This is a genomic window from Paenibacillus sp. FSL L8-0708, assembly GCF_038009325.1.
Taxonomy (GTDB): Bacteria; Bacillota; Bacilli; order Paenibacillales; family Paenibacillaceae; genus Paenibacillus_AQ; species Paenibacillus_AQ odorifer.
Map to the genome: position 1 here is coordinate 2,625,692 of NZ_JBBPBC010000001.1, position 16,585 is coordinate 2,642,276.

The 16,585-nt window shown below is 45.2% G+C and carries 20 protein-coding genes; 15 read left to right on the forward strand and 5 right to left on the reverse strand.

What is annotated here, in order from left to right:
* Window positions 1-6 precede the first annotated feature (6 nt).
* From rpsN to NYE58_RS12305, 5 genes are all read left to right on the forward strand, one after another.
* The gene (rpsN, locus tag NYE58_RS12285) at window positions 7-276 is read left to right on the forward strand and encodes a 30S ribosomal protein S14 (protein ID WP_038569786.1); all 270 of its coding nucleotides are present in this window, start codon (window positions 7-9) and stop codon (window positions 274-276) included.
* A 149-nt stretch (window positions 277-425) separates the two neighbouring features.
* Window positions 426-860 carry a DUF6157 family protein gene (locus NYE58_RS12290; RefSeq protein WP_081383129.1) on the forward strand — a complete coding sequence of 145 codons (435 nt, stop codon included), beginning with the start codon at window positions 426-428 and terminating at the stop codon, window positions 858-860.
* Window positions 838-1,608, forward strand: a complete 771-nt coding sequence (locus NYE58_RS12295) for a GNAT family N-acetyltransferase (protein ID WP_081387434.1) — start codon at window positions 838-840, stop codon at window positions 1,606-1,608. Before NYE58_RS12290 ends, NYE58_RS12295 begins: the two co-directional genes overlap by 23 nt.
* Window positions 1,609-1,624: 16 nt before the next feature.
* On the forward strand, window positions 1,625-1,990 hold the full coding sequence (locus tag NYE58_RS12300) for a hypothetical protein (RefSeq protein ID WP_076219387.1): 366 nt from the start codon (window positions 1,625-1,627) through the stop codon (window positions 1,988-1,990).
* A gap of 3 nt (window positions 1,991-1,993) precedes the next feature.
* Window positions 1,994-2,629, forward strand: a complete 636-nt coding sequence (locus NYE58_RS12305; RefSeq protein ID WP_076219388.1) for a class I SAM-dependent methyltransferase — start codon at window positions 1,994-1,996, stop codon at window positions 2,627-2,629.
* Window positions 2,630-2,741: 112 nt separating this feature from the next.
* Here the strand turns inward: NYE58_RS12305 and NYE58_RS12310 are convergent, their stop codons facing one another.
* On the reverse strand, window positions 2,742-3,545 hold the full coding sequence (locus NYE58_RS12310) for an MBL fold metallo-hydrolase (protein WP_076125083.1): 804 nt from the start codon (window positions 3,543-3,545) through the stop codon (window positions 2,742-2,744).
* Between the two features lie 151 nt (window positions 3,546-3,696).
* Entirely contained in the window at window positions 3,697-4,281 is a 585-nt protein-coding gene (locus NYE58_RS12315) for a helix-turn-helix domain-containing protein (RefSeq protein ID WP_036679391.1), read from the reverse strand.
* Window positions 4,282-4,445: 164 nt separating this feature from the next.
* Between NYE58_RS12315 and NYE58_RS12320 the strand changes: the two genes are divergently transcribed.
* The 9 genes from NYE58_RS12320 (at window position 4,446) to NYE58_RS12360 (ending at window position 10,334) form a co-directional block, all read left to right on the forward strand.
* The gene (locus NYE58_RS12320) at window positions 4,446-4,733 is read left to right on the forward strand and encodes a Dabb family protein (RefSeq protein ID WP_036689213.1); all 288 of its coding nucleotides are present in this window, start codon (window positions 4,446-4,448) and stop codon (window positions 4,731-4,733) included.
* Window positions 4,734-4,940: 207 nt separating this feature from the next.
* The gene (locus tag NYE58_RS12325; RefSeq protein ID WP_076125085.1) at window positions 4,941-5,381 is read left to right on the forward strand and encodes a DUF86 domain-containing protein; all 441 of its coding nucleotides are present in this window, start codon (window positions 4,941-4,943) and stop codon (window positions 5,379-5,381) included.
* Between the two features lie 58 nt (window positions 5,382-5,439).
* Window positions 5,440-6,105 (forward strand): helix-turn-helix transcriptional regulator, encoded by a 666-nt coding sequence (locus tag NYE58_RS12330; RefSeq protein ID WP_038569796.1) that lies wholly within the window; start codon window positions 5,440-5,442, stop codon window positions 6,103-6,105.
* A gap of 100 nt (window positions 6,106-6,205) precedes the next feature.
* Complete coding sequence (locus NYE58_RS12335; RefSeq protein WP_341001982.1) at window positions 6,206-6,685, forward strand: YtxH domain-containing protein; 480 nt, start codon at window positions 6,206-6,208, stop codon at window positions 6,683-6,685.
* 255 nt (window positions 6,686-6,940) lie between these two features.
* Window positions 6,941-7,747 carry a glutamate racemase gene (racE, locus tag NYE58_RS12340; RefSeq protein ID WP_036689641.1) on the forward strand — a complete coding sequence of 269 codons (807 nt, stop codon included), beginning with the start codon at window positions 6,941-6,943 and terminating at the stop codon, window positions 7,745-7,747.
* A gap of 306 nt (window positions 7,748-8,053) precedes the next feature.
* Complete coding sequence (locus NYE58_RS12345) at window positions 8,054-9,262, forward strand: M14 family metallopeptidase (protein ID WP_076219389.1); 1,209 nt, start codon at window positions 8,054-8,056, stop codon at window positions 9,260-9,262.
* 110 nt (window positions 9,263-9,372) lie between these two features.
* Complete coding sequence (locus tag NYE58_RS12350; RefSeq protein ID WP_076219390.1) at window positions 9,373-9,624, forward strand: hypothetical protein; 252 nt, start codon at window positions 9,373-9,375, stop codon at window positions 9,622-9,624.
* A gap of 126 nt (window positions 9,625-9,750) precedes the next feature.
* On the forward strand, window positions 9,751-10,053 hold the full coding sequence (locus NYE58_RS12355; RefSeq protein WP_036689223.1) for a HesB/IscA family protein: 303 nt from the start codon (window positions 9,751-9,753) through the stop codon (window positions 10,051-10,053).
* A gap of 41 nt (window positions 10,054-10,094) precedes the next feature.
* Window positions 10,095-10,334, forward strand: a complete 240-nt coding sequence (locus tag NYE58_RS12360) for a DUF1450 domain-containing protein (protein ID WP_036689224.1) — start codon at window positions 10,095-10,097, stop codon at window positions 10,332-10,334.
* A gap of 579 nt (window positions 10,335-10,913) precedes the next feature.
* Here the strand turns inward: NYE58_RS12360 and NYE58_RS12365 are convergent.
* A complete protein-coding gene (locus NYE58_RS12365) occupies window positions 10,914-12,953 on the reverse strand; it encodes an LTA synthase family protein (protein ID WP_341001984.1) in 2,040 nt (679 codons plus the stop codon).
* Between the two features lie 205 nt (window positions 12,954-13,158).
* Window positions 13,159-14,298, reverse strand: a complete 1,140-nt coding sequence (locus NYE58_RS12370; RefSeq protein WP_036689227.1) for a THUMP domain-containing class I SAM-dependent RNA methyltransferase — start codon at window positions 14,296-14,298, stop codon at window positions 13,159-13,161.
* A 202-nt stretch (window positions 14,299-14,500) separates the two neighbouring features.
* On the opposite strand from NYE58_RS12370, the gene NYE58_RS12375 reads away from it, so the two are divergent.
* Window positions 14,501-15,130 carry an O-methyltransferase gene (locus NYE58_RS12375; protein ID WP_076191324.1) on the forward strand — a complete coding sequence of 210 codons (630 nt, stop codon included), beginning with the start codon at window positions 14,501-14,503 and terminating at the stop codon, window positions 15,128-15,130.
* A 4-nt stretch (window positions 15,131-15,134) separates the two neighbouring features.
* Here NYE58_RS12375 and NYE58_RS12380 read toward each other — a convergent pair whose 3' ends face one another.
* The gene (locus NYE58_RS12380) at window positions 15,135-16,355 is read right to left on the reverse strand and encodes an MFS transporter (protein ID WP_038569803.1); all 1,221 of its coding nucleotides are present in this window, start codon (window positions 16,353-16,355) and stop codon (window positions 15,135-15,137) included.
* Window positions 16,356-16,585: the final 230 nt, after the last annotated feature.

Below are 16,585 nucleotides of genomic sequence, written 5' to 3' on the forward strand. Positions count from 1 at the left end.
ACGAACATGGCCAAGAAATCTAAAGTTGTGAAAGAATTGAAGAGACAAGCACTAGTCGCCAAATACGCTGTTAAAAGAAAAGAACTAAAGGAACAGGGGGACTATATGGCTTTGCAAAAGCTGCCACGTGATTCCTCCGCAACTCGTCAAAAAAATAGATGCCAAGTGTCGGGCAGACCTCGAGGCTATTTGCGGAAATTTAATGTTTCCCGAATTGTATTCCGCGAATTGGCGCATAAAGGTCAGATTCCGGGCATTACCAAGTCGAGTTGGTAAATGAGAACGGCTAATTCTCCGTAGTTTAGAGGATTGGCCGTTTTTGCTGTTCATCCATCATGGGCTTTAGAAAATTCGGCTATGCTTAGAATAGGAAAATGATTTATCATAGAAGGAATATATTTCTATTTAAGATGGAGGTGATGCAAATGAGCTATACCGATACTTTTATTCGTGTAGCAGAGGACTGTCCTGAGGAAATAGGAGTTCCTCCGATGTCTTGCCGAACGCTCCCGCCTGCACATGTGATTCAATATGAACTGTTAATCAATGAGCCCTACAAATACAATCATGAAGAACTTCTGTACGAGGTTCATGTGCGCCATAAACAAATTCCACAGGAAGAACGTTTGGCCCGTAAGGAAGAAATATGGAACGAACTATTTTCCAAAAATCATCCTTGTCTAAGGGCTTCACTGTTGCCGAAGCGTTTTGGTTGGGGTGTTCATTATAACGGTGAGGGGAAAATAGCTCTCTATGGCAAAGAGTCTCCCGAATATGACTATTTCACCTCCCAAGGGGAGGGAGCTGTGAAATTACTGCCTGCGATGCGTAACAAACGTGCTTCAAAAGGAGCGGATTAAGCTGTATAAATTCATAGAAGAAATCACACTTAATACTTGGCCGGCGGAGCAAAGTGTTCTCCTGCAGGGCTGGATTCTACGTTCGGCAGCTGGTTATACAAAAAGGGCCAATTCGGTCAATCCATTATACGGTGCTGACAGCTCTCAGGTTGAACTCACAGAACAAATCAAGCTTGCGGAACGGTATTATGAGCATGCTGGACTACAGTCCGTGTTCAAAATAACTCCCTACATCCAGCCGCCAAAGCTTGATGAGATTCTTGCAGAGCGTGGCTATACAATTGCCGAGCCTTCATCTGTAAGGCTTCTTGATCTGGGGGACTTAGCGAGCCCTGATCTGCGTTATACGGTACAGATACAGGAAAGCTTGACTGAAGAGTGGCTGCACACCTTCAGTGAGCTTACCGGCTTGTCTGAAAAGAACCGGGAAACCTTAACTAGAATGTTGTCTGCATCACATTTGCAGCAGGGTTATGTCCTGTTGTTTAATCATGGTGTTCCTGTCACCTGCGGTCTTGGTGTGATTCAGAACGGGTACTTGGGTCTGTATGATATTGTCACTTCCCCTGCTCATCGTAGAAAGGGAATGGCGGAACAACTGCTGCTAGCGTTGCTTAATTGGGGTAGAGCAAAGGGAGCAACGACTTCCTTTCTGCAAGTTGTGCAAGCGAATACGGGGGCTTCAGCCTTGTATGACAAGCTGGGTTTTAAGGAGATCTATCAGTATTGGTATAGAGTGAAAAACTAGCTGAGGAGGGGATGCGGTGAGAAAATTAGGATTGAATCTCCTGATCATTATTGTGTACTGTTTTCCATTTGTCTATTTCGCGATGGATAAAGATTTCAATAATGGTTCAATGGTTGGTTATTTAATGATGATCGTCATAACATCACTAATAGCTTTTTTGGGAAAATGGTCTAATAATATAATGGCTATAGTCATTGGGAATATCGCTTCTGCATTTGTCTCTTATTATTTTATTAGCAACTTGTCAGGGGAAGGCGGTTGGGACGGGACGTTTTTCAAACCACTTGGACCTACAGGATCGTTTATATTTTTTAGTATGCTAAACCTGATCCCTCAGTTCCTTGCGATGAAATTAGCGAATAAATTTAAAAAGAAGGTCTAATCTATGTCCGAATACTGGAGTCTAAGATTTGCTCAGGAAGGAATGATCTGGGGGAGTGAACCTAGTCCTACAGCTCAGGCAGCAAGGGATATATTCCGGCAACATAACGTGAAATCAGTTTTAGTCCCGGGTGCGGGATACGGAAGAAATACGAAGGTGTTCTCAGATGAGTTTAAGACCTTAGGCATTGAGTTGAGCGAGGACGCGTTAAAGATGGCGGCAGAATGGGATCCCAAGAGCCATTTTATCTCAGGTTCCGTATTAGATCCTATTTCTGAAGTACAGGTTGATGCTGTCTACTGCTATGACGTATTGCATTTATTTCTCGAAGAGGATCGCCGCAGGCTCGTAGCTAATTGTCTGGAACAGCTGCGGCCGGATGGCTTGCTCTATTTTACCAGTTTTTCCGATGAGGATGCGAACAACGGCTGTGGAACACTTTTGGAACCGGGAACCTACGAATACAAAGAGGGAAAATACGCCCATTTTTTTAGTGAAGAAGATTTAAGACAACATTTTGCAGGTACGAAAATAATTACGACCGGCTCATGTGTGGAGACTTTATGTGGGCCGCTTGGAAAAAAACATCAATACATACTGAGATATATCGTCGCACGTAAATCTGCACTAAGCAAGTAATTTAGGGAGGAACTCCCTATAATTTCGTTGAATATCCGTAGAATCGGCTATATCAAATGAATTATAGGGATTTTTTCCCTAGACCTCTGTGCGCTGATCAGGAGTACCTTTTTTACACAAATTTACCTTGACCCGGTAGCGCCATTTCTTTGAAATTTTTGCACAAATGAGCAAGCTGAGTAGACAGCTCCTCACCTTCCATGGGTACTCCATGTCCCGAAAGAACAAGATGTGGATTCAGCAAGGCAAGGGTACGGACCGATTTCTCAGCAGCTTCCCAGTCTGTCGTGAAATAAGAGGGTGGGCCATGCACCACCTGATGCTGCGTAGCCACTGCAAATACGGATTCCTGTTTGACCGTAAGGAATGTATCACCTGCGATCAGCACTCTATCCTCAGGCCTGAACAGGGAGATATGTCCGGGACTATGTCCAGGGGTATGGATCCATTCCCAGCCCTTCGCACCAGGGACAGTCCTGTCTTCCGGCAAGGGATGAACGGCTGAACCAAGGTCAATGCCATGATGTGAAAACAATGGCGATATCATGCTCATAAGCCCGCCGCCTACGGCTGGATCGGCTGGAGGGTAGTCTTCTTTACCTGTCAGAAAAGGTAGTTCTAGCGGATGAGCATATACAGGCACATTCCATTCCTCAACAAGCCTTTTTACACCCCCAATATGGTCGAAATGCCCATGCGTCAGGATAATTGCCACCGGAGGTTTATCATAATGCTCCGTAGCAAAATCAATAATATTGCCTGTATATGAGCTAAGACCAGTATCTACAAGAACCCAATCCGAAGAGGGCTGGCCAATTAATGCGACATTTACAAACATAGTGCGAAGTCCAATGACACCAGGGGCCACTTTCCAAGTATCGGTATAGCCCTTTGACAGAATTCCGTTAAGTTTCATCTTGCGCCTCCTGACCCGTTCTTTAGTACTACACAATATATTTACACACAGTAGTATGACCTCTTTTTAAGAAAAAAAGGTATGGCAAATAACCCTTCTCATGATTTCTTGAAGAAGGGCTGTGTTAGACGTGTTTTGTGAGAGGATTGTATTAGAGCGTTCCGCAGTCTGCAAATAGAATATGGCGTGGAATCCGAAAGAAAGCTTCGGCTTTTTCCTGCAGAGCAGGGGTCGGCAGATGGCTGTTGTGGAGCCATTTTCGAAATGTTCCAGGATGGACGCCTATCCAGATACTTACATCCGTTACTGAGAAATCGTAAACCATACAAAGTCCGGTCAGGATAACATTGCTGCGCGGTGAACTGGTAATACTTCTTTTCATAAAACGTGAAGGTGTAGGCTGACATACAATGGGGCTTTGACGAATCAATGCTTCATTGAACAGAATGTGGGGTGGGTACCCCAATAGGCGGCAGGTCTTGTCAATGTTATTGTTGGAAGGGATACGACCTTCGTATACCCAAGCGCTTACACTGCGTGAGGATATACCAAGCTCTTCTGCGAGTCGTGACAGCTTGATATCCTTAGCCATCAATACAGCAAGCAGCACACGGTTTCTAATCTGGCTGCGCTTTGGACGGCGAAATCTTTTGACTCGAACGCCTTGTCCAAGGTATTTGCGATTGATCAGAGACCACGCCTGGATATTATGAGTTTCTTGTTGGTTATTAGGCATAATTCCTCCGATTTTTTAAAAATATACTACAACACTTTCTGGTATATCGGCAATGGTTAATGCTGCTATTTCTGACAACACCGTTTAAGTTTCTTTCAGAACAGCTACGCTTATGATATATTTTTAATATCTAATTACAATATTACATTAGGGAGCGATATAGAATGATCAAACATATTGTGTTTTTCAAATTAAAAGATCGGTCCGAAGAAAGCGTAGCGGCAACGGTAGCAGTACTGCGTAATATGGAAGGCAAGATCCCGCAGCTCCTCTCCATCGAGGTGGGTGCTGACATCATTCATTCCGATCGTTCCTTTGATATTGCTCTAGTCACAGAAGTGGCTTCTCTAGAGGATTTACAGGCGTATCAGGTTCATCCGGCGCATAAAGAAGTTATTGCTCACATTAATGAAGTCAAAGAGCTCTCGATTGCTGTAGATTACGAAATTTAAGCTGCTGCTTGAATATAGTATCATCATTTTATACCGGAAGCGGTGACAGGAATGCGTGAGCTTGAGTATCCAATGGAAGCGTTAACTTATTTAGTCGTTTTTCTCGGAGCATGTTTCGTAATGTTCTTCTGGCTGAAACGCCGTGGCAAACGCGGTAAGTAGAGATTAGGACGGTTCTCTAACAATTATAGACATGGGGGTATTGCTGTGTATTATGTCAACCGCAATCAAATCGAAACCATTCTTGCTCAAATCCCTGATATTACCGCTGGTCTTCGGACTGTAGCAGCTTCCTGGGATGGTACAACATTAACCGGACTAATACAGGAACGCTGCCTCCATCTGGCAATAGAGGTTGTAACAGACGTTGGTAGCTGTCTCATTGACGGGTTTATTATGCGTGATGCTGGAAGTTATGAGGATATAATTTCTATTATTCATGAAGAGAAAGTGCTAGGTCAAAGTGTGATTTATGAGAGATTGATAGAATTAGTTGCTCTGCGTAAGCCACTCGTTCAGGATTATTATGCTTGGGAGAGAGGAGATCTGCATCCACTTACCCCCATTCTTTCGGAAGTACTTGAGCAGTTTGCCGTTGAGGTACGGAAATATTTGGACCAGGAGCTTGGAGCCAGTGTACCGCTATAATAGCATAGGATAGAATCACATAGAATAGGCGATAGCCGTGAAAGAGAGGGGTTCCTTTATGATGAAGATGGGGCAGGAAAACGGATCGACAAGACAAATGATTATGACGCTCCTGAAGACGAAAGGAACACTGACCATCGGCGCGCTGGCAGAAGAATTGGGAATTACAGAGATGGGTGTCCGTCGTCATGTGCTTCAGCTGGAGCAAGAAGGGCTTGCAAAGACAAAAGTGGTCCGGCAAGCGATGGGGCGGCCTTTACATATGTACTCATTAACGGAGAGAGCCGAAGAATATTTCCCAAAAAGTTATCACAACTTGGCTTTGGAGCTTTTGCGTGAATTGGATTACGGCAGTGGACTGGATGCTGTTAATACATTATTTGAAGGACGCCGCCGCCGAATGCTCGCTCAGTATGCTCCGATGATGGAACGGCGGAATTTGGAAGAACGCGTCGCCGAGTTATCTTCCATCCAAAATGCCGGTGGATATATGGCAGAATGGAACCGCGAAGAGGATGGCTCATATGTCATAAGGGAGTACAATTGCCCGATTCGCCAAGTGGCTACCCAGTATCGTAAGGCATGCCAATGTGAGCATAGTCTTTTCGAAGAACTGCTGGATGCTAAGGTCACACGTAATGAATGTATGGCAGAGGGCGGCCATTGCTGCCGCTACGCTATCGTACCCAAAAATGTTACAGACAAAACTTCTGAAAAGTTATAATAATTAGTCACAAGACAATCCCCTGCTGCTTATGATATAGCAGATATAGGCATTAGCCCGGTAGAGCGGGGAGCAATGAATTTAAAGGAGAGATGAAACGATGAAAAAGGACACCAAAGGCTTATTATGGGGCGCTTTAGTCGGCAGTGTGGTTGGATCGGTAACAGCATTGCTGTTCGCACCTAAACCAGGTAAAGAGCTGCGCAAGGATATTGCTGAAGGAACTGCCGCTGGTATTGAGAAGGTTCAAGAAATTGCCGTTCAAGCCGGAGACAAGAGCATTGAGATTTATGACAAAGCAAAAGATTCGATTGGGCATGTAGTGCATGAAGTTCGGGAATGGAGCAAATCATGTGCGAATGCTGTTGATGAAGAAGAAAAAATCACAGTAACTGTAAGCGGTATTGCTACAGAAGAAGCTGTAGAAGCAGTTGACGCTGTAGAAGCAGTTGAAGAGGCTGCTGCCACTTTGGAAGTGAAAACTGAGTGGGCTGAGGACACTATAAGTGAAGATGTAAGCGAAGAAGTTAGCCTTGAAGAAGTCGTTCAAGATGACAAGGTTGATAAAGAAATCCTATAATGGGACCGTGGTTTAAATCCTCTGTTTCAGTGGTAAAAGAGTACTCATTCTCTTATAATAGAGCCGCTTCTTCGCATTGGGCGGAGGGTGGCTTTTTTAATTAGTTTGCACCCGCTTGTTAAATGATGGAAGAAGACTAGTCTTGAACTAAGAGGGCAAAAGGAGTAATATCTGCAATTGGGGCTGAAAGCCAGGTACATTTTGTTTTCACCTTACATAAGCTACACAAAACAAGTAGAAGGAAGCGGTGTGTTCGTGCAGCAAGCTATAGCAATATTAGACTCAGGTGTGGGAGGGTTAACAGTTGTCAAAGAAGTGATGAGGCAACTCCCGCGGGAGAAGATCATCTATTTCGGAGATACTGCCCGAGCTCCGTACGGACCCCGTTCGACCGAGGAAGTACAACTGTTTACTGAACAAATTGTAGATTATTTGATCCAGTTTAATCCTAAAATGATCGTTATCGCTTGTAATACCGCAACAGCTGCGGCACTCGATTATATCTCAGCGAAGGTCTCCATCCCTGTAATTGGGGTGATTCATCCCGGAGCCCGCGCAGCAATTAGCGCAACCAAAAGCGGACATGTCGGCGTGATCGGTACGGTAGGAACCATCAACAGCGGAGCTTATACTAACGCATTAAAGCAGTTGTCCCCTTTTGTTGAGGTTGTAAGTCAAGCCTGTCCAGCGCTTGTCCCACTTGTCGAGCAAGGCAAGTTCCGCTCAGAGAAAAGTTACGATATCGTAGAAGAGGCACTAGAAGGCATTAAAGACACTAACATCGATACTTTAATTTTAGGATGCACTCATTATCCATTTCTTGTAGAACCCATTGGTGAGACTATGGGATCAGGAGTCAAGCTGATCAGTTCTGCAGATGAGACCGCTCGTGAGATCAGCACAATTTTATATGACAAAGGCAAGCTGTCCATCGGCGATGAAAGTCCAATTCATCAGTTCTTCTGCAGCGGTGATGCTGAGATGTTTCAAAGCATCGCGCGAGACTGGCTTGGAGAACAAATTAGACGTACTCCAGTAGTGTGGCAAGTATCCACGTTATAAGCAGGAGCAATGTTGAATTGAATAGGGACAAACTCCATGGGAGTGTAAAAAGAAAAACAGACTGGGAAAGCACATTTCCCAGTCTGTTTTTTTGAAATATAAGCATTTATACGCTGCGGATCTGTAATATCCTTATTTTCATGAGAAATGGTTGCCATCTATAAAGGGCGATGACGTTGTTTTTTCTTGTGATTCATTTCTCCTTCATGCCGGGTAGTGGCGCTTGCATACAATAGAGTTAAGTGCTGTATGCCGCTGTTTTTGTATTGCTGTATCAGCAATTTAAGGCCGAGAGGATGAGACCTAATGCGACAATATATTGCAAACAGGGGAGATACCGTAAGCCGAATTGCCGCTCTACATGGATTAACTCCTGAGCATGTTATTCAAGGTAATCCATGGGTTGGGAGGCAGTCTTATTTATACCCAGGCCAGGTTTTATTTCTGCCATCTTCGCCGCGTAAAAGGTATGCTGTGCAGGAAGGGGACACTCCAGAACGGATAACCTCATTATTTAATGTGAATTTAGAGGATTTGGAGAAGCTTAATCCTGGGGTGACCTCAGGGCGCTGCTGTACACCTGGAAAAATACTTGTCATTCCACCCCCGATTCCAGACCGCGTGGTGTTTCTGCGCGGGGAGTACGGTCCGGCTGATGTTGAGAGTGACATTGACAGCTTGCTTGTCCAATACCCGTTTATACAAGCAGCCACAATAGGCACGAGCGTACTCGGCAAGCCACTCCATGTACTCAAGATCGGGAACGGCACTCGTCATCTGCATGTTAACGCCGCTTTGCATGCCAATGAATGGCTGACTTCGCCATGCTTGATGTCCTTCATAGAGGAGTATGCAGCAGCTTATGCTGAAGGCTTGGAATGGAATGGACATAACCCTGAGGTTTGGTTCCAAAACTGGACATTATGGGTCGTGCCTATGGCTAATCCAGATGGTGTGGAGCTGGTTCAGGAAGGGGTTTTGCCTGACCATCCGTTTTATGATGACCTCATGAGATGGAATGGTGGACGAAGCAGCTTCCGGCATTGGAAAGCTAACATCCGCGGTGTGGATCTTGGGGATCAATTTCCCGCTCATTGGGAAGAGGAGCGGGAACGTCGGGGAGTAAGGCAGCCCTCACCGCGGGATTACAGCGGCCCTGAGCCGTTGAGTGAGCCTGAAGCAGCTGCTCTGGCAGCCCTGGCTGAGGAAGCGCCTGGCGAAGCTGCAGTGTCTCTGCATAGCCAAGGAGGAGAGATTTATTGGAACTACCGGGGGTATGAGCCTCCCGAGAGCCGTGAATTAGCCGCACAGCTGGCAGTTGCGAGCAGCTACCGGGCAGTGGAGCTGACGGGAAGTGATGCCGGATATAAGGATTGGTTTATTCAGACCTTCCGCAAACCTGGATTTACTGTGGAGCTTGGGATTGGCAAAAATCCGCTGCCACTAGCAGATTTTGAAGATATGGCCCTGGAAACAGGACTTATATTAGCAACGCTCCTTTCCAATGTGAAATAATTATGAAACATTTGCAGTAAACTTGCGTAAAATAAACCATAGGGTATGGCCGCTGTCGTCACTACACGTTATCCGCGGCTGTATCCTTTTTACTTGGGAGGAGGGTCACCATGAAACTGAAAAAAATACTGTCACTAAAACAATGGTCCCATATCTTCAGTAGCTCTTGGCAATACATCCGCTCCCCTAAAGTAGCAATGGGGGACAAGCTGTTATTTACAATTCCAGTACTGCTCTATTGGGTCTTGCCGGACTTCATGCCATTTATTCCGATCGATGATATTGGAGTGACCATGCTGCTAATGGGCTGGTTCGTGTCACGAATGAGCCGGAAATATCCTACCCTTCAGCAGGGTGAATAAGATAGCACCGCACATTTTCGACAAGAACTTCAGAGCTAATTAGCCAATATAGTTGCTTTTACATGTCATTTACCTTTAAAATAAGTAATTGAGTATTTAATTTTCGGACTAGGAGATGGAATATAGATGAAGGTCAAAATTACCCGCAATGCGGCTAAAGTGATAAAGAAACAAATGGAGCTTGAAGGAAACAGTGAGTTGAAGCTGCGCGTAGCAATTACACATGCACACGGTGATCATGCTCACTACGGACTGGACTTGGACACGCCTAAAGAGAACGATGTTGTAGTATCGACAGATAAGGAAATCGATGTTATTCTTGATCCGAGCCAACCACTCCTTGATGGCGTGGTCGTTGATTATTTGTATCTTCCACAAGAAGGTTTTGTCATTACGAATCCCTCTAAAGGTAATCACGGCGATCACTAAACATTCGCCTGTAAATTTCGAACACAAAGAAGGGTTGCTCCATGGCTAACGAAATACAAGTGTGCGATGAATGTAATTTCATGAAGTTGAAAAGTATTATCCCTAAGCTGCAAAAAATGGCACCTGATGCCGAGATCAAGGTCGGCTGCAAGTCGTACTGCGGTCCATGTGGCAAACGGGCTTTTGTTTATGTGAATGGTCGTTATGTGAGTGCTCCAACGGAGGATGAAGTGTTGAAGAAAGCGGAAGCTTTTATCAAACAGCCCTCCGTTCAGAAATAATACTGAGTTCTTATCAACTAAGATAATAGGGTCGATCCCTCTTTATTCTCAGAATAAGTAAAAGTAAACAGAGCAGCGATTCTCCTGTTATTTGGAGGATCGCTGCTCTGCGTTTTCTGGCCATTGACGGCTTACTTCAATCGTGTCCATCATCCCATCATTTCTCCGTCTCATCATCTCATCATCTCATCGTCCCACCATCTCACCGTCTCATCGAGCCCACCATCCCATCATTCCACCATCACACAGGCGTTACGGACTCAGATGACGTTATTTGCCTGTTTTTAGCCTTTAAAGCAAGATTTCGGACCCCAGTGACGCTATTCCTTAAAAAGAGGCTCATATCGGCGTTTTCTAGGCTAATAGCTGCTCTGGAGTCCGTTAGCATTCCAAATCTCGGATAATGCTGCGTTTAGGGTCAGCTGTGTCCGTTAGTGAGATACTTTACGTATTTAAGTCGGAAAACCAAACGTGCTTCCAACAACGATCAAGTGGTAAATGTCCAACATAGAGAGGATATCGCAGCAGCCGTTTTCGATAGTTTTTTTGGATAGTCTCTTCGTTTACCCGGATGTAAGCTTAAGGTGCAGATTGTGTGTTCTTGAGCTTCTTGATTCCATCATATTTCATGATATCGTCGGAGATCTGTAGCCGGAGCTTACTGGTCTCATACCCGATGCTGCACTCCCCTACGTCAACGGCTTCGCGGCTTTCGAGACTATAACAGGTTCCGCTGGCAAATTGCCCATTTTCGCTGGGGAGATAAGACAGCTTTGCATCGGCATAGGCGCCGGATCGCAGCGTTACAAGACGCTCATGCCCGCTAAACAGATTATTGCCCATGAGATAATAAGGATCACGTGAGATCCCCAGCAAATGGAGCAAGGAAGGTGTAAGATCCAATTGACCAGCTGGAGCTGAATCAAGGACAGAGGCGTTAGAGCCTGGCAGATGAATGAGCAAGGGAACCTGATGCAATATTTGCTGCATATCGAGTGCGTTAAGGCTTTTGCCGAGAAATTGTTCGTAATAAGAGGTCTCCTGGATCGAATTATCATGATCTCCATAGAAAGCAACAATGGTATTATCCCACAGCCCACGCTGCTTCATCTCTTTGACCATTTCCCCTAAAGCTTCATCCGTATAGTGAACAGCCTGCAAATAATCTCCGAAGATCGTGCCCTTGAACTCTCCAGTATCAAGCCCTTGTTTATCTGCAGGGAGAGAATAAGGATGATGGCTGGATAGTGTAGTCAAAAATGAATAAAAAGGCTGCTGTATCGTTTCTGAAGTGTTCATAATATCGAGGGATTGCCGCAAAAAGGATTTGTCACCCAGAGACCAGCCTAGAGGTTCGTCTATTGTATAGTCTTTTTTGTTATAAAAATGGTCATAACCCATCGCGTTATACATAATCTGCCGATTCCAGAAGCTGCCTTCATACGCATGAAAAGCATTGGTACTGTAGCCCTTTGATTTCAAAATAGCAGGTAGCGTGTCAAACTGATGATCCGGGTAACGGACAAATACCGAGCCGGAGACCAGCGGGTACAGGGAAGCGTTGGACGTGAAATCCGCATCGGAAGTTCGGCCTTGTGAGGTCTGATGGTAGTAGTTGCTGAAATAGGTGTTTTCTTTGATTAGAGCGTTCAGATTAGGCGTGATCTCCTGGCCGGATATTGAGCGTCCAACTACAAAGTTCATAAAAGCTTCAGCTTGAATAACAACGATGTTGCTTCCGCTGTATTTTCCAAAGCTGTCATTATTGGCATTTTGCTCAGTGTTTTGTTTATTGAACCAGAGCTGCATTGAGGTGGCTTCTTCTTGCGAAAGCTCGGGCTGCGGACCTAGATGATCTTTAGCATATAAGTAAATATCATAACCGTGAAAACCGATTAGTCCGGTTACGTTATACATCGCCAGACTCCACCAGTTGCCAGTGAATAGATCTTTAGCCCAGGTAGTAGCGTAGGTGTGTATAGGTCCAAAGGTTAGCACGCAACCTAGCGCCAGAGCAACGATGCCATTCACGCTTCTTTTCAGCGTTCTTCTCAGGCGTGAAGAGCGGCGGGAATAACCGGTTTGAGAATAAGAGTGAAATTGCCCAGAACGGCGAGGGGCGGCATTAGACAAGTATGTATGGGTTTTCCGGTGGTAGAACCCTATTCCGATTCCATAGGCAATAAGCAGAAGCCAGTCAGCGAACAAATAAAGATCGGAAGGACGCAGTAGAGCGAAGATACTTCCACCAAGAGCATCCATCTGTCCAGCCTGAAACAATACGGGTACCGTGATAAAATCCTGAAAATAACGATAGTAGACGATATCCGAATAAATAAGCAGTGTCAGAAGCAAGTTTATACTTAACAACGCTATCGTCTGTCCCCGGCGGGGAAGCCACAGGGTCCAAAAAGACAATAACATGACTGAACCTACAGCAATCCATTTGTCCTGCCGGTTCATATCTATATTGGGAGCATGCAGCCCACTATGCAGAAATAATAACTTGGCCAGCATGATGCCAAGAAAAAGGAGATAACCGATATATCGGGAGCGAATCACAGCAACTACTGTACTTGTTACGGTTGTGCTGCTCCGATTTGATGGAAAGCCAGACATTATAAAACCTCCTAACACAGAAAATAAATAAAACCAGAATAAACAACGTTGTTGTCTTTTTTAGATGATAAACGTTTCTCGTAGAAATATATGAGCGTAAAGTTATAGGCGCTAAACTAAAACAGTCTTATACTCGGAGAAAAACGGACATCCTCCTCATACGAGGTAGATGTCCGTTCTGCATTCAAAACAATGGTGATCCTAATTATTTCGGATTTCTAGGTGGAAGTGGACCCAAGTATTGATAATATTGACACTCGATACGTCCGTTATACAGTTTGCGGCGTTTGTCTGCCTTACGACCGTAAAATTGTTCGAATTCCTTGTAAGGGCTGATCGCAAAAAATGACCATGTTGGCAGATATATCATCATTTCACCAAACTGGCGGGTCAGCTTTTCCACTTCTTTGTCATTACTGATCCGTTCCCCATAGGGAGGGTTGGTAATGATACAACCATATTCTCCTTCAGGTCTTGCTTTGGCGGCAGCCATCACTTTGAAGGTGATTTCTCCGGACAGTCCAGCACTCTTGGCGGCAGCTTCAGCAATTTCGATCGCTTCTGGATCAATGTCCGTACCTGTTAATTGCAAAGGATAATCGTCGCGCACCGCATCGAAAGCTTCTTCGCGCGCCTCTTCCCAAAGATGTTTGGGGATGACTGGCCAATGTTCAGATGGAAATGAGCGGCGTAGTCCTGGAGCAATATTCCAAGCGATCATGGCAGCTTCAATTAACAGTGTTCCCGAACCACAACATGGATCGAACAGGGGCCGATGGCCATTCCAGCGGCTAAGCTGGATTAGTGCAGCAGCCATTGTTTCCTTCAGTGGAGCCTCTGTTGCATGTCTGCGGTAACCCCGTTTGTGAAGCGCGGGTCCTGTGGTATCTAATGTGATCAAAGCGATGTCATTTAATAAAATCACTTCGATCACATATCGAGGACCGTTCTCCGGGAACCAGTCTGTATGATACGAAAGCTTCAGCTTCTCAACAATAGCTTTTTTGACAATCCCTTGGCAAGCGGGTACACTCGTTAGTTGTGATTTATGGGACCGTCCTTCAACCGGGAATTCTCCATTCTCTGGAATCCAATCTTCCCAAGGCAAGGCTTTAACCCCTTCGAATAACTCGTCAAAGGTTTTAGCAGGGAATTGGCCCATTTTAACCAATACGCGGTCAGATGTACGCAGCCACAAGTTACAGCGACAGATATCGATGTAATCACCGCTGAATAATACTCGTCCGTTCTCGACCTTGGTCTCATAACCCAGTTCGTTTAATTCGCGCGCTACCACAGCTTCTAAACCCATAGGGGCAGTAGCGATTAATTGTAATTTGCTCAAATACTCTCAACTCCGTTTAACTTGTAGATAAATACAAAAAGCCAGTACAATAAGAAGAGACGACATTGTCGTCCTTTAAAGCATCCATACAAGTATAGGGGAATGTGGGACACTTCACAATGCCCGGCATTCCATAAATCATAAAATGTTCCCCGTCATCCCTTACTATGAGCAAACGGGGGATCCTCAAAGGAGAATCTTTATGCTTACGCAAGAAGAATACAGTGAACAACTTTATACAGAGGACGAAATTCTGCTTCGAGTAAAAGAAGCAATCGTTCAAGCAGGCATGCCGCCGGTGTCTGTCGAGCCGGGGTACGGAAGACTGCTCACCATGCTAGTTAGACTGTCTCGCTCAAAGCGTATTTTGGAAATTGGCGCACTTGGCGGTTACAGCGGAATTTGCTTGTCCCGTGGTTTCTCTGAAAGTGGCACACTGACTTCGCTAGAGCTGAGAGCCGACTATGCCGAGCTTGCCCGCCGTAATTTAGAGCTGGCAGGCTTCGGGGATACTACGGAGTATAGAATAGGACCCGCAATGGACAGCCTGAAGGCACTGGAAGCAGAGGGCGCTAGGTTCGATTTCTTTTTCATTGACGCAGATAAGTTGAACTACACTAACTACTTGGAATATGCCATCAAGCTGGCCAATCCAGGAGCGATCATTGCGGGTGATAATATTTTTCTCCGTGGACGTACCTTAAATACAGATAGAAATGGTCCTGCCATCCTGGCTGTGCGCCACTTCAATGAGATGATCGCCACGGATGAACGTCTTATCAGTACATGTCTGCCTGCCTATGATGGACTGGCACTAGCGATGGTCAAATAGCTGATTAGCGAAATAACCGCGGTGTTGTTACTTTGTACAGCTTCAATCGAACCCAAATCGTATTAACCAGCAGCAAGCAGCCGGATATAATGAAAAGCCCCTCAATTCCGATGTAACCTGATAGAAAGCCGCCCAAGATAGCTCCCAGCATATTGCCTAGTGCCAATGTACTGCTGTTGAAGCCGAATGCGCGGCTTTCTTTTCCGTCAGGGGTATAGGAGCGGATAAGCGCATTAACGCTGGGCAACAGTCCGCCCATGAAGACTCCCATGAGGAAACGGACAATAATCAGCTGCCAGACGCTAGTTACGAATGCCTGCGGAATTAGGAAGAGTGAAGCGCCAATTAACGCATAGGTCAGAATACGATGTGCGCCGACTTTGTCACTTAGCTTCCCAAGCAAGGGCGAAGCCAGCATATTGGAGATCCCTGTAACCGCACTGACCATCCCGGCCAAGAAGGCTATATTCTCAGCGGGTCCATTTAATTTTTCTACATAAAGTGGCAACAAGGCCATAGGACTAATCATTGCAAATTGCAGCAGAAAGGTTACACCGAATAGAGCTGGAAGCTGAGGGATTTTGATTAATTCCTTCAAGCCTGCGAGTACAGAAACCTGTGGCTCTTGTGCGGCTTCGGCGCGGTCGAATTTTTCTTTAACAAGAAATAATGCCAGCAGAGAGGCGATAAAGAGCAAGGCTCCAACGACATAAAAAATCGGCCGAAATCCGATTAAATCGGCAAGTAAGCCACCAATCAGTGGCCCTAGAATTGTCCCTGCAACAGATCCTGATTGCATCAATCCCATGGAGAAGCCCATACGTTCTTTGGGGGTAGTACCTGACACCAGTGCGATGGAGGCGGGATTGAAGCCAGAGATTGTACCGTTTAAGAGACGGAGCAGGAGCAGCTGTAAAGGGGATTGTGCGAAGCCCATTAATACCATGACAATAGCCATGCCAAAGCTGGAACGCAGCAACATGATTTTACGTCCATATTTGTCTGCAAGCTTGCCCCATAATGGCTGGAATATGAAAGAGGTTAAGAAGTTTGCGGCAAAAATAAGTCCCGCCCAGATTCCAATTTCATGTTCACCCTGGACACCAAGATCCTTCGCAAGGTACAAGGTCAGGAAGGGTGTAATCATTGTCATTCCAGCATTCACCAAAAATTGCCCGAACCAAAGCACTAAGAGGTTGACCTTCCAGGTCTCCCATTTCTTCATAGTGCTTTCACATCCTTTCAAAGAATTTCAGAGAATATATGATTCACGGAAAAAATGCCATTTTATCAGTATATCATTTTTTGCAGCTTCATGTGTGCAACACATGTCATAGTAATGTCATAGGATTGTCATTCCAAACTCTTCGTATTAGTTGTTACAAGCTTTTAAAAAGGGCATAATAGTAGATATGCCGATTAAAAAAATCTAATAAAATATAATGGAGATCTTAT

Bases quoted from the DNA above. Each gene is read 5' to 3' on its own strand.
- rpsN (WP_038569786.1), top strand. From the start codon at position 7: ATGGCCAAGAAATCTAAAGTTGTGAAAGAATTGAAGAGACAAGCACTA.
- NYE58_RS12290 (WP_081383129.1), top strand. From the start codon at position 426: ATGAGCTATACCGATACTTTTATTCGTGTAGCAGAGGACTGTCCTGAG.
- NYE58_RS12305 (WP_076219388.1), top strand. From the start codon at position 1,994: ATGTCCGAATACTGGAGTCTAAGATTTGCTCAGGAAGGAATGATCTGG.
- NYE58_RS12310 (WP_076125083.1), bottom strand. From the start codon at position 3,545: ATGAAACTTAACGGAATTCTGTCAAAGGGCTATACCGATACTTGGAAA.
- NYE58_RS12315 (WP_036679391.1), bottom strand. From the start codon at position 4,281: ATGCCTAATAACCAACAAGAAACTCATAATATCCAGGCGTGGTCTCTG.
- NYE58_RS12320 (WP_036689213.1), top strand. From the start codon at position 4,446: ATGATCAAACATATTGTGTTTTTCAAATTAAAAGATCGGTCCGAAGAA.
- NYE58_RS12330 (WP_038569796.1), top strand. From the start codon at position 5,440: ATGATGAAGATGGGGCAGGAAAACGGATCGACAAGACAAATGATTATG.
- NYE58_RS12335 (WP_341001982.1), top strand. From the start codon at position 6,206: ATGAAAAAGGACACCAAAGGCTTATTATGGGGCGCTTTAGTCGGCAGT.
- NYE58_RS12345 (WP_076219389.1), top strand. From the start codon at position 8,054: ATGCGACAATATATTGCAAACAGGGGAGATACCGTAAGCCGAATTGCC.
- NYE58_RS12350 (WP_076219390.1), top strand. From the start codon at position 9,373: ATGAAACTGAAAAAAATACTGTCACTAAAACAATGGTCCCATATCTTC.
- NYE58_RS12355 (WP_036689223.1), top strand. From the start codon at position 9,751: ATGAAGGTCAAAATTACCCGCAATGCGGCTAAAGTGATAAAGAAACAA.
- NYE58_RS12360 (WP_036689224.1), top strand. From the start codon at position 10,095: ATGGCTAACGAAATACAAGTGTGCGATGAATGTAATTTCATGAAGTTG.
- NYE58_RS12365 (WP_341001984.1), bottom strand. From the start codon at position 12,953: ATGTCTGGCTTTCCATCAAATCGGAGCAGCACAACCGTAACAAGTACA.
- NYE58_RS12375 (WP_076191324.1), top strand. From the start codon at position 14,501: ATGCTTACGCAAGAAGAATACAGTGAACAACTTTATACAGAGGACGAA.
- NYE58_RS12380 (WP_038569803.1), bottom strand. From the start codon at position 16,355: ATGAAGAAATGGGAGACCTGGAAGGTCAACCTCTTAGTGCTTTGGTTC.